8 protein-coding genes are annotated in these 12,264 nt (G+C 66.2%); 5 read left to right on the top strand and 3 right to left on the bottom strand.

Going from position 1 to position 12,264, the window contains the following annotated elements:
• Positions 1-42 precede the first annotated feature (42 nt).
• The 4 genes from PKB_RS18645 to PKB_RS18630 all read left to right on the top strand — a co-directional run bounded on the left by PKB_RS18645 (position 43) and on the right by PKB_RS18630 (position 3,097).
• Positions 43-750, top strand: coding sequence for a TetR/AcrR family transcriptional regulator (locus PKB_RS18645; RefSeq protein ID WP_043253481.1), 708 nt, complete (start codon positions 43-45; stop codon positions 748-750).
• Positions 751-816: 66 nt separating this feature from the next.
• Positions 817-1,341 carry a L,D-transpeptidase gene (locus PKB_RS18640; RefSeq protein WP_043253480.1) on the top strand — a complete coding sequence of 175 codons (525 nt, stop codon included), beginning with the start codon at positions 817-819 and terminating at the stop codon, positions 1,339-1,341.
• Between the two features lie 10 nt (positions 1,342-1,351).
• On the top strand, positions 1,352-2,350 hold the full coding sequence (nagZ, locus tag PKB_RS18635; protein ID WP_043253479.1) for a beta-N-acetylhexosaminidase: 999 nt from the start codon (positions 1,352-1,354) through the stop codon (positions 2,348-2,350).
• 9 nt (positions 2,351-2,359) lie between these two features.
• Positions 2,360-3,097, top strand: coding sequence for an S-methyl-5'-thioinosine phosphorylase (locus tag PKB_RS18630; RefSeq protein ID WP_043253478.1), 738 nt, complete (start codon positions 2,360-2,362; stop codon positions 3,095-3,097).
• 35 nt (positions 3,098-3,132) lie between these two features.
• Here the strand turns inward: PKB_RS18630 and PKB_RS18625 are convergent, their stop codons facing one another.
• The 3 genes from PKB_RS18625 to mfd are packed head-to-tail and all read right to left on the bottom strand — an operon-like array spanning position 3,133 to position 10,572.
• Positions 3,133-6,420 (bottom strand): DEAD/DEAH box helicase, encoded by a 3,288-nt coding sequence (locus tag PKB_RS18625; protein ID WP_084166674.1) that lies wholly within the window; start codon positions 6,418-6,420, stop codon positions 3,133-3,135.
• Positions 6,421-6,441: 21 nt separating this feature from the next.
• Positions 6,442-7,104 (bottom strand): CsiV family protein, encoded by a 663-nt coding sequence (locus PKB_RS18620; RefSeq protein ID WP_043253477.1) that lies wholly within the window; start codon positions 7,102-7,104, stop codon positions 6,442-6,444.
• Between the two features lie 9 nt (positions 7,105-7,113).
• Entirely contained in the window at positions 7,114-10,572 is a 3,459-nt protein-coding gene (gene mfd, locus PKB_RS18615) for a transcription-repair coupling factor (protein ID WP_043253476.1), read from the bottom strand.
• 139 nt (positions 10,573-10,711) lie between these two features.
• Between mfd and PKB_RS18610 the strand changes: the two genes are divergently transcribed.
• Positions 10,712-12,178: a glyceraldehyde-3-phosphate dehydrogenase gene (locus PKB_RS18610; RefSeq protein WP_043253475.1), complete on the top strand. Its 1,467-nt coding sequence runs from the start codon at positions 10,712-10,714 to the stop codon at positions 12,176-12,178.
• Positions 12,179-12,264 lie beyond the last annotated feature (86 nt).

Raw genomic sequence — 12,264 nt, 5'->3', positions numbered from 1 at the left:
AAACGTAAGTTTCAAACAAGTGTTTGTCAGGTGAGTTGATCCATGGCCCAGTCCGAAACCGTCGAACGTATCCTCGATGCTGCGGAGCAGCTGTTCGCGGAAAAAGGCTTCGCCGAAACCTCGTTGCGTCTGATCACCAGCAAGGCGGGTGTGAACCTGGCTGCGGTGAACTATCACTTCGGTTCGAAGAAGGCGCTCATTCAAGCGGTTTTCTCGCGCTTCCTCGGGCCGTTCTGCGCCAGCCTGGAAAAGGAACTCGACCGCCGCCAGGCCAAGACCGACGCGCCGCGCGCTTCCCTCGAGGAACTGCTGGAGCTGCTGGTGGTGCAAGCCATGGCGGTGAAACCGCGCAGTGGCAACGACCTGTCGATCTTCATGCGTCTGCTCGGGCTGGCCTTCAGCCAGAGCCAGGGGCACCTGCGCAAGTACCTCGAAGAGGTCTACGGCAAGGTGTTCCGTCGCTTCATGTTGTTGGTCAACGAAGCTGCGCCGCGTCTGCCTCCCATCGAGCTGTTCTGGCGTGTGCATTTCATGCTCGGCGCTGCGGCTTTCAGCATGTCCGGCATCAAGGCCCTGCGCGCCATGGCTGAGACCGACTTCGGCGTGAACACCTCGATCGAGCAGGTGATGCGCCTGATGGTGCCGTTCCTGGCTGCCGGCATGCGTGCCGACAGCGGAGTCAGCGATCCGTCGCTGGCCGGCGCCCAGCTCAAGCCGCGCAGCAAGTCGGCCACACCGGCCAAGGCCTGAGTGCGCTGGGCCTGACCGTGCCGATCGGCTAAGCTAGCGGGCCATTCCGGTTGTCGCTGGCGGACAATGCCTGACCTCGATCTGCTGCACATTTCCCTTCCCGACCAGATGCTCTACGGCTTCGCTGCGGAGCGTCTGGTGTTGCGTTTGCCGGTTTCCACCGCGCGCAACGGCGCTGGCGAGCGGGAGGGTTCGGGCTGTACTCCGCGTGGCCTGCACCAGGTGCGGGCGAAGATTGGCGAAGGTCTTCCCGATGGCGCTGTATTGCGCGGGCGGCGCTGGACGGGCGAGGTCTGGAGTGCCGAATTGCATGAGCAGTTCCCCGGGCGCGACTGGATCCTCACCCGTATCCTCTGGCTGAGCGGCTGCGAGCCGGGCGTCAATCGTCTCGGGCCTGTCGACACCTTCCGTCGCTACATCTATCTGCACGGCACGCCGGATTGCGAACCCATGGGCATTCCGCTGTCCCATGGCTGCGTGCGCTTGCGCAATGCCGACTTGCTGCAACTTTTCCCGCGTGTGCCCCTGCACTGCCGCGTGCGCCTCGACGAAGCGCCGCAGCCGCAGTGGCGCACCGCTGAACTCTGCTAAGGAATTCCCAATGCAAGGCTCCCTGATGCTCGATATCGGCGGCACCTGGCTGACCACCGAGGACCGCCAGATCCTGCGCCACCCTGAAGTGGGCGGGCTGATCATCTTCGCCCGCAATATCGAAAGCCCGCGCCAGGTGCGTGAGCTGTCCGCAGCCATTCGCGCGGTGCGTCCCGATCTGCTGCTGGCGGTGGACCAGGAGGGCGGCCGCGTGCAGCGCCTGCGCCAGGGCTTCCTGCGCTTGCCGGCTATGCGCGCCATTGCCGATAACGAGAATGCCGAGCGCCTGGCCGAGCAGTGCGGCTGGCTGATGGCGACCGAAGTGCTGGCGGTCGGCCTGGACCTGAGCTTCGCGCCCGTTTTGGACCTCGATCACCAGCGCAGCGCCGTGGTCGGTAGCCGTGCCTTCGAAGGCGACCCGGAACGCGCTGCGCAACTCGCCGGCGCCTTCATTCGCGGCATGCATGCGGCGGGCATGGCGGCGACCGGCAAGCACTTCCCCGGCCACGGCTGGGCGGAGGCCGACTCCCATGTGGCGATCCCCGAAGACGAGCGCAGCCTGGATGAACTGCGCCGCAGCGACCTGATTCCATTCCAGCGCCTGGCCGGACAGATCGACGCCGTGATGCCCGCGCATGTGATCTATCCGAAGGTGGATGCCGGTCCCGCCGGTTTCTCGCGCCGCTGGCTGCAGGACATCTTGCGTGGCGAGCTGGGCTTCGATGGGGTGATCTTCAGCGACGACCTGTCGATGGCCGGTGCTCACGTGGTAGGCGATGCCGCCAGCCGTATCCAGGCCGCGCTCGGCGCCGGCTGCGACATGGGCCTGGTGTGCAACGACCGTGGCTCCGCCGAGCTGGCTCTCGGTGCCCTGCAACGCCTGAAAGTGCAGGCGCCCGAGCGCCTGGCGCGGATGCGCGCCAAGGCCTGGCCGGGCATCGAATACAAGCAGCTGCCGCGCTGGCAGCAGGCCGTGGGCGAACTGCGCGCCGCGCAACTGATCGACTGAGGATTCGCAATGACTGTCTACGCCATCATCGGCGGCACCGGGCTGACCCAGCTGGAAGGCCTGACCCTGAAGGATTCACTGAGCCTGGATACGCCTTACGGTGCGCCTTCGGCGCCGATCCAGCGCGGCGAGTTTGCCGGTCGTGAAGTGCTGTTCCTGGCTCGCCATGGCCATCCGCATCGCTTCCCGCCGCACCAGGTCAACTACCGCGCCAACCTCTGGGCGCTCAAGCAGGCCGGCGCCGAGGCGGTGCTGGCAGTGAACGCTGTCGGCGGCATTCACGCGGCCATGGGTAGCGGCCACCTGTGCGTGCCGCACCAGATCGTCGATTACACCTGGGGCCGCGAGCACACCTACTTTGCCGGTGACATCGACCACGTCACCCACATCGACTTCAGCCATCCGTATGACGAGGTGCTGCGCCAGAAACTGGTGGCGGCGCTGCAGGCGCTGGGGCATCCGCACAGCAGTCACGGCGTCTACGCCGCGACCCAGGGCCCGCGCCTGGAGACTGTGGCGGAGATTGCCAAGCTGGAGCGCGACGGCTGCGACATCGTCGGCATGACTGGCATGCCGGAAGCGGCACTGGCGCGCGAGCTGGAGCTGCCCTATGCCTGCCTGTCGCTGGTGGTCAATCCGGCCGCCGGCAAGTCTAGCGGCATCATCACCATGGCCGAGATCGAGCAGGCGCTGCACGACGGCATCGGCAAGGTGCGTGCGGTGCTGGCGCGCGTTCTGGTGAGCTGATCGGGGCGGCGCATAACCGCGAACGGTGATGCGCCCTACGAAGCGGGCAGCGGAGCGAAGAGGGCGTCCAAGTCGCTCTGCTGCAATAGCAGGCCGCTATCCTTGCCTTCTTCCAGCACGCCGGCGGCCAGCGCCGCCTTCCTGGCCTGGAGTTGCTGGATCTTCTCTTCCAGCGTGCCGCGGGCGATCAGTTTGTAGACGAACACCGGCTTGTCCTGGCCTATGCGATAGGCGCGGTCGGTCGCCTGCTGCTCCACTGCCGGGTTCCACCAGGGATCGTAGTGGATCACCGTGTCCGCTGCGGTGAGGTTCAGGCCGGTGCCGCCAGCCTTGAGGCTGATCAGGAACAGCGGCACCCGTCCGCGCTGGAAGTCTTCCACCGGGCCGCGGCGGTCAAGGGTGCTGCCGGTGAGCAGGGCGTAGGGAGTGGCGCGGGCGTCCAGTTCGGCGCGAATCAGGTCGAGCATCGAGGTGAACTGCGAGAAGAGCAGGATGCGACGGCCTTCCGCGAGCAGTTCCTCGAGCATTTCCAGCAGGCTGGCCAACTTGCCCGACTGCGAAGTCGGCAGGTCGCTGCCCAGCAGGCGAGGATCGCAGCAGACCTGGCGGAGCTTCAGCAGCGCGTCGAGAACCACGATGTGGCTGCGTGCCAGGCCCTTCTGGCTGATTTCCTCGCGCACCTTGCGGTCCACGGCCAGGCGTACGGTTTCGTAGAGGTCGCGCTGTGCGTCGCTGAGCTCCACCCAGTGGGTGATCTCGCTCTTGGGCGGCAGTTCGCCGGCCACCTGGTCCTTGCGGCGGCGCAGCAGGAAGGGCTTTATCCGCGCATTGAGATGGGCCAGCCGCTTGCTGTCGCCGGCCTTTTCGATGGGGTTGCGGTACAGGCGGGTGAAGCTGCGCAGGTCGCCCAGCCAGCCGGGCATCACCAGGTTGAACAGCGACCAGAGTTCGCCCAGGTGGTTTTCCAGCGGCGTGCCGCTCAGGCACAGGCGCTGGCGGGCGTCGAGCTTCGCTGCAGCCTGGGCCGATTTGCTGCTGGCATTCTTCAGGTACTGCGCTTCGTCGAAGATGGCGAGGTGCAGCGGCTGCTTGCTGAGCACTGCGATATCCCGCGGCAGCAGGGCATAGGTGCTGAGCAGCAGGTCGTATTTTCCGAGTTCGTCGAAGCCTTTGTGGCGGTCGCCGCCGTGCAGGGTGAGTACGCGCAGCTCCGGGGCGAAGCGCGCGGCTTCGTCCTGCCAGTTGGCCACCAGGCTGGTGGGCATCAGCACCAGGGCTGGGCGTTCCAGGCGTCCGGCGTGCTTCTCGGCAAGGATGTGCGCCAGGACCTGCAGGGTCTTGCCCAGGCCCATGTCGTCGCCGAGGATGCCACCGACTTCCAGCTCGCGTAGTGCCTGCATCCAGGCCAGCCCCTGCAGCTGATAGGGGCGTAACTCGGCCTGCAGGCCCGCGGGGGGCGGGCAGGGTTGCTGCCGGTGATCGCGCAGGCTTCGACCGAATTGCAGCAAGCGTTCGCCGCCTTGCCATTGCAGGGGCTGGTCGTCGAGCGGGGCGAGCAGGCCGGCGTCTGCGCTCGACAGGCGCAAGCTGTTGTCGTTGTGCTGCGGGCTGGCCAGCAGCAGTTCCTCCAGCAACTGGAGCATGGCCCGCACACGCTCCAGAGGGAGGCTCACGGTCAGTGGCTTGCCGTCCGCCTGGCGCCGCGCGTCGAGGCGAATCGGCAGTTCGCCTTTGGCGGAGCTGTCGCGCAGGGCCGAGGGGCGATGCCTAAGCAGTTCCAGCAGCGGCTGCAGCAGGCTGATCTGCTGGCCGTCCACCACGATGCCCAGCTCCAGGTCGAACCAGGCGTTGCCGGGTTCCTCGTCGAGTCGGGCATACCAGTCCTCGACTTCGCTGAAGTCGAAGGGGAAGTCCTCGTCGATCTCGACCACCCAGCCCTTGGCGCGCAGCTCCGGCAGGCGGCGGACGATTTCGGCCCAGTGCTCGTCGCCTGCGGGCCGGAAGCATTCGTAGCGCTCGCTCAATTCGTAGGGTGTGGAGTACTTGTGGAGTTTCTGCAGGCCCAGGCGTTGCAGAGCCTTGCGCGCGGCCTGCTCGGCCTTGGGTTGGCGTTCGATGACGACAAAGGCGCCGTCTTCCAGGCAGCGGATGGGCTGGTCGCCGCGCGCGGGGCCGTGGACCTGTTCTTTGCCGTAGGCGAATGAGAGGCATGCCTGGTGCTTGTCCTGGCGATGGAAGCTTTCGTGCACGGTGCTCAGTCGCAGGTGCGGCACCGGCTGCACATCATCCAGCCGACGCTCATCGGTGGAGACCGGCAAGGGCGCTTCGGGTGCCAGCTCCTTGAGCTGCAGACTGAACAGGATGGCCTCTGCCGGGGGCACCGGAGGGACGCTCAACAGGTGGTTGGCCAGGGCGTCGGGCAGGTCGTGGAGCAATGGTCCCGCGCGCAGGCTCTGGTGATCGACATACCAGGGAGGCGCCAATTGGGTCAGCAGTTGCGGGCAAGGATTGCTTTCGACTTGCCACCCGGCGGTGTAGCAGCCGTCCGGACGGGCCTGCCAGGCGAGTCTGGCAGGCAGCCCCGGTCCCGGCTGCAACTGGCTGGCGAGGTCCTGGGCATCCAGGAACAGTTGCCCGCTGCGCAGGATCAGTTCCAGCAGTTCCGCGCCATCGCGACCGAGTAGAAGCACCTCGTTGTGGTGTGGCTGGACGCCTTCGCAGCCGAGGGCGCGCAGCAGGATGCGCTGATCCGGTTCCGCAACGCCCTGGCCCAGCGCCACGGAAATGGATCCCAGGCGTGGGTAGCCCAGGAGTTGGCCGCTGTCGCTGTGCGCCGCCCTGTGGATGAATATCCGGCCGTTCTTCGTCAGCCGGTAATGCAGCAGCTCGGTGCATGGCGCTGCTTTCTTCGGCGGAGGCTTGAGCGTGGCGGGCAGTTTTTTCAGCCAGCTTTGCAGATCGGTGGAAAGCCGATTGCTTGGGGCGGGCGCCGGGCGGGCAACTGGCACTGGCGTCGGGGTGGCCGGAGTAAGGGCGGCCTGCTCATCCAGCAAGTGCAGCAACGCAGCTGCGCAATGCTTGCAATCGAAGGAGACCGGGCAATCGCACTGGCAGTCGAGGGTGTCGCCGCTTTGGGACAGGCGGATGCGCTGGCGGTAGCGATTGTTGCCCGAGCCTATGCAAGTGCTCTCCAGAGAGCGTTCGGTGAGGCGAACGATCTGAATGCGGCCCTCGCGGGCATAGGCTTCGCCACGGACCAGGGTGATGGCGGGGAACAGGCGGCGCCAGGGGATGCGTTGCAGGTGTTCTGCGAACTGGGGCATGGCGCCGCCTTCGGTACGGGGTTACTGCTGCGTGGGCTCGCTTGCCGGCGGGGCGTCGAAGCCGCCATTGGCCGGCGCTTGCGGCGCCTGTTGCGGTGCTTGCTGCGGTTGGCCGGCCGGGGCGTCTTCCTCCATCTCCGCCGGCGGCGGGGTGGCCGGCTTGGCGTTGAGCGGGCTGACCTTGACCAGCATGCCGAGGCTCGGATGGTCGAGGTAGGCCAGTACGCCGTTCTTCAGGCTGACGTCCTGGACCATGTGCTGGCTGTGCTCGAGCAGGCCGTCGCCGCCGAACTGGTTGATCCAGAAGTCCACCTGGGTGTCGACGAAGCGCTGCTGGCGCAGGGTCAAGGTGCCTTCCACAGGGAAGTGACCGTCCTGCTCCTGGCCTTCGCTCAGCGAGATCTTCACCGGCTGGTCGGTGATCGCCTGCTTCCACGCCTTGTGCATCAGCACGTGGTAGCCCTGGGCCTGGGCCAGCTTGTTGGCCTGGGCGTCCATTGCGGTTGGACGGCGGCTGTCGGGTGCCGGCGGCTGGGCTCCCTTGGCCCAGTCGTCAGGCGCCGGTTGGCTGGAATAGACGACGTCGCCTTCCTGCTGGAACAGGATCAGTTCGACCTGGTAGAGGTCGTCGGCGAAGCTCGCGGGGGCGAGCAGGGCAAGCGAGAGCAGCAGGTAGCGGAACATACCGGTCCTTTAGGAGGCTGTGGGGGCTAGGCGCTCGAACAGCGCCTCCAGGGTGTTGAAGCGTTCTTCCGGGCGCTCCATCGGCACCTGGAACTTGAACAGGGTCGCGCCTTCGAACTTGTAGCGGTTCGGCTGGCTCTGGATCAGCTTGATCAGCACCAGCGGGTCGACGCAGGTATCGGCGGCGAATTCTACCCGTCCTCCCTGCGGGCCGGCATCCACTTTGACGATGCCGAGCTTTTCCGCCTGCAGTTTCAGCAGCGTCAGGCGTATGAGGCTCTTGGTCGGCTCGGGGAGCAGGCCGAAGCGGTCGATCATTTCCACCTGCAGCTCGCGCAGGCCGTCCTCGTCGGCGGCGTTGGCGATGCGCTTGTAGAGGATCAGCCGGCCGTGCACGTCGGGCAGGTAGTCCTCGGGGATCAGCGCCGGCACGCGCAGGTTGATGTCCGGGCCGCCGCCCAATGGCTGCTCGAGGTTCGGCTGCTCGCCCTTGCGAATGGCCTTGACCGCGCGCTCGAGCATTTCCATGTAGAGGGTGAAGCCGACCGCCTGGATCTGCCCGCTTTGGCCTTCGCCGAGCAGCTCGCCGGCGCCGCGGATTTCCAGGTCGTGGGTCGCCAGGACGAAGCCGGCGCCGAGGTCCTGGGCGTTGGCGATGGCCTCCAGCCGCTTCTCGGCGTCCGGGGTCATCTGCTTGCGCGGCGGCGTCAGCAGGTAGGCGTAGGCCTGGTGGTGGCTACGGCCGACGCGGCCGCGCAGCTGGTGCAGCTGGGCCAGGCCGAACTTGTCGGCGCGCTCGATGAGGATGGTGTTGGCGCTGGGCACGTCGATGCCGGTCTCGATGATGGTCGAGGCCACCAGCACGTTGAAGCGCTTGTGGTAGAAGTCGCTCATCACCCGCTCGAGATCGCGTTCGTGCATCTGCCCGTGGCCAATGCCGATGCGCGCTTCCGGGACCAGCTCGGCCAGGTCGCGGGCGCATTTCTCGATGGTCTTCACCTCGTTGTGCAGGTAGTAGACCTGGCCGCCGCGCAGCAGCTCGCGCAGCAGCGCTTCCTTGATCACCGACTTCTGCTCTTCCATGACGAAGGTGCGCACCGACAGACGGCGTGCTGGAGGCGTGGCGATGATCGACAGGTCGCGCATACCGGCGACCGCCATGTTCAGGGTGCGCGGGATCGGCGTGGCGGTGAGGGTGAGGATGTCCACCTCGCTGCGCAGGGCCTTGAGCTGTTCCTTCTGGCGCACGCCGAAGCGGTGTTCCTCGTCGATGATCACCAGGCCGAGGTTCTTGAAGCGCACATCTTCCTGCAGCAGCTTGTGGGTGCCGATGACGATGTCGACCTTGCCCTCTGCCAGTTGCGCCGCAGCGCCTTCGACTTCCTTGGCGGTCTTGAATCGGCTCATTACCTCGACGGTCACTGGCCAGTCGGCGAAGCGGTCGCGGAAGCTGTTGTAGTGTTGCTGGGCGAGCAGGGTGGTGGGCACGAGCACCGCCACCTGACGGCCGCTGTGCACGGCGACGAAGGCCGCGCGCATGGCCACTTCGGTCTTGCCGAAGCCGACGTCGCCGCAGACCAGGCGGTCCATCGGCTTTTCCGCGAGCATGTCGGCGATCACCGAGTCGATGGCGGCCTGCTGGTCCGGGGTTTCCTCGAAGGGGAAACCGGCGGAGAAGGTCGCGTAGTCGGCCTGCGGGTCCTTGAATGCGTAGCCCTTGCGCGCGGCGCGGCGGGCGTAGATGTCGAGCAGTTCGGCAGCGACGTCGCGGACCTGCTCTGCCGCCTTGCGCTTGGCCTTCTGCCAGGTTTCCGAGCCGAGCTTGTGCAGCGGCGCCAGGGCGTCGTCGCTGCCGGTGTAGCGGGCAATCAGGTGCAGGTTGGCCACCGGCACGTAAAGCTTGGCTTCGTCGGCGTACTGAAGGGCGAGGAATTCCGCGGTCTGGCCGTCGATATCCAGGGTGATCAATCCGATGTAGCGGCCGACGCCGTGGTCGATGTGCACCACCGGCGCGCCTTCGCGCAGCTCGGTGAGGTTCTTGATGACGTTGTCGCCGCCGTCGCGGGTCTTCTCGCGGCGCCGGCGCTGCATGACGCGCTGGCCGAACAGCGGGCTTTCGGCGACCAGGGCCACGCCCTTGGCGCCGTCCTGCAGCAGCAGGCCGTCGTCCAGCGGGGCGATGGTGATCGCCAGGCGTTCCGGGTGCGCGAGGAAGGCCGGCCAGCCGTCGACTTCGCTCGGGCGCAGCTTCAGTCGCGCCAGCAGTTCCAGCAGCACCTCGCGGCGGCCGGCGGATTCGGCGCTGAAGAGGATGCGCCCGGGGAATTCCTCTATGAAGCGGCGCAGGCGTGCCAGCGGCTCGCTTGCCTTGGCCTCGATGGCCAGTTCCGGCAGCGCCTCGGCGGGGAAGTTGTCGCGGCCGACACCGGGCTCCACTGCCTCGCTGCCGACCACTACGCGGGGCCATTGCTTGAGGCGGGCAAAGCAGTCTTCCACCGGCAGGAATACCTCGGCCGGCGGCAGCAGCGGGCGTTCCGGGTCGTAGCGGCGGTCTTCGTAACGGCTGCGCACGTCGTTCCAGAACTGCTCGGCGGCCTGCTCGATGCCGGGCAGGGAGAACACCTGGGTGTCCTGCGGCAGGTAGTCGAAGAGGGTCGAGGTTTCGCCTTCCTCGAAGAACAGCGGCAGGTAGTACTCGATGCCGGCCGGGGTCAGGCCGCTGGCCAGGTCCTGGTAGATCGGGCAGCGCCGGTAGTCGACGTCGAAGCGCTCGCGGAAGCGGCCGCGGAAGCCGGTCACCGCTTCCTTGCGCAGGGGGAATTCGCGCGCCGGCAACAGGCGGATGCTCTGCACCTTGTCGATGGAGCGCTGGTTCTCCGGGTCGAAGGTGCGCAGCGTCTCGATCTCGTCGTCGAACAGGTCGATGCGGTAGGGCAGCTCGCTGCCCATCGGATAGAGGTCGATGAGCGCGCCGCGCACGGCGAACTCGCCGTGTTCGTAGACGGTGTCCACGCAGCGGTAGCCGGCGGCCTCCAGGCGCAGGCGCATCTGCTCGACGTCGAGCTTCTGGCCGACGTCCAGCACCAGGCTGCTACCGAGCAGGAACTTGGCCGGGGCCATGCGGTGCAGGGCGGTGATGATCGGCACCACCAGCACGCCGCGTTTCAGTTCCGGGAGCTGATAGAGGGCGGCGACGCGCTGGGAAATGATGTCCTGGTGCGGCGAGAAAACGTCGTAGGGCAGGGTTTCCCAGTCCGGCAGCTGCAGCACGGGCAGGTCGGGAGCGAAGAACTGCAGTTCCTGCTCCAGGCGCTCGGCGCTCTGGCTGTCGGCGGTCAGCAGCAAGGTGAATCGTTTCGCCGGGGCGGCGGCTTCGGCGATGGCAAGGCTCAGGGCCGCGCCGGGAAGGCTGCCCCAGGTTTGTTTGCCGGCTGCCGTGGGCAGGGTGGGTATGCGCAGGACGGACACGGGCGTAGCGGGCTCCGGTCGGAAAGTTGACCGGCCGGATTGTAACTATCCGGATTGACGGCTGTCAGTCTTTGCAGCGTTGCAGATTGCCGCCGCCTGCCGGCGCCGTCATAATGTAGCCCCTTTTTTCTTCTCCTACATGTGGAAGGTATTGCCCGTGACTCAGAAGCCCGACCAGTGTCTCGGTGAGTGGATCGATCGTGAAGCCCTCGCGGAAGCCATGATTCCGCTGATCGGCCAGCTCTACCGCAACAACAACGTGGTGACTTCTATCTATGGCCGTGGCCTGATCAACCGTTCGGTGATCGACATCCTCAAGGCCCACCGTTTCGCCCGTCACCGCCTGGCTGGCGAGGCCGAGCTGTCGGTCCACGACACCTTCCCCATCCTCAAGACCATGAGCGAGCTGAAACTCGGCGCCGCTTCGGTCGACCTCGGCAAGATGGTCGCCAAGTTCAAGGCCGAAGGTAACGGCCGTGCCATCGAGCAGTTCGTCAAGGACGAGCTGGCCGACGTGGTTGGCAAGCAGAACGGCGGCAGCCGCGAAGGCACCGACGTCGTCCTCTACGGCTTCGGTCGTATCGGCCGCCTGCTGGCGCGCATCCTGATCGAGAAAACCGGCGGCGGCGACGGCCTGCGCCTGCGCGCCATCGTCGTCCGCAAGGGCGCCGACAACGACCTGGTCAAGCGCGCCAGCCTGCTGCGTCGCGACTCCGTGCATGGCAAGTTCAACGGCACCATCACCATCGATGAAGCCAACAACACCATCACCGCCAACGGCAACCTGATCCAGGTGATCTACTCCAACGACCCGGCGTCGATCGACTACACCCAGTACGGCATCAAGAACGCCCTGCTGGTCGACAACACCGGCAAATGGCGTGACGCCGACGGCCTCGCCCAGCACCTGAAGTGCCCGGGCGTCGACCGCGTGATCCTGACCGCTCCGGGCAAAGGCGCGCTGAAGAACATCGTGCATGGCATCAACCATGGCGACATCACCGCTGACGACAAGATCGTTTCCGCCGCTTCCTGCACCACCAACGCCATCGTGCCGGTGCTGAAGGCTGTCAACGACCAGTACGGCATCGTCAACGGCCACGTCGAAACCGTTCACTCGTTCACCAACGACCAGAACCTGATCGACAACTTCCACAAGGGCAGCCGTCGTGGCCGCGCCGCGCCGCTGAACATGGTGATCACCGAGACTGGCGCCGCTACCGCTGCCGCCAAGGCTCTGCCGGTTCTGAAAGGCAAGCTGACCGGCAACGCGATCCGCGTTCCGACGCCGAACGTCTCCATGGCCATCCTCAACCTGAACCTCGAGAAGGCCACCAACCGCGAAGAGATCAACGAGTACCTGCGCCAGATGGCCATGCACTCGGACCTGCAGAAGCAGATCGACTTCGTGTCCTCGCAGGAAGTGGTGTCCACCGACTTCGTCGGCTCCCGTCACGCCGGCGTGGTCGATGCCGAAGCCACCATCTGCAACGACAACCGTGTCGTGCTGTACGTGTGGTACGACAACGAGTTCGGCTACAGCTGCCAGGTCGTTCGCGTGATGGAAGAGATGGCTGGGGTCACCCCGCCGGCCTTCCCGCGCTGATCCAGGTGTAAGGGAAAACGGGAGCTTTCGGGCTCCCGTTTTTCATTCGAAGGCCCTGACCCGGGCCGACAAGGCGTCCGCTGCGC

It is taken from the genome of Pseudomonas knackmussii B13, assembly GCF_000689415.1.
Classification (GTDB): Bacteria; Pseudomonadota; Gammaproteobacteria; order Pseudomonadales; family Pseudomonadaceae; genus Pseudomonas; species Pseudomonas knackmussii.
The sequence above is the reverse complement of the archived record's forward strand: the minus strand, read 5'-3'. Positions and strand labels throughout refer to the sequence as shown.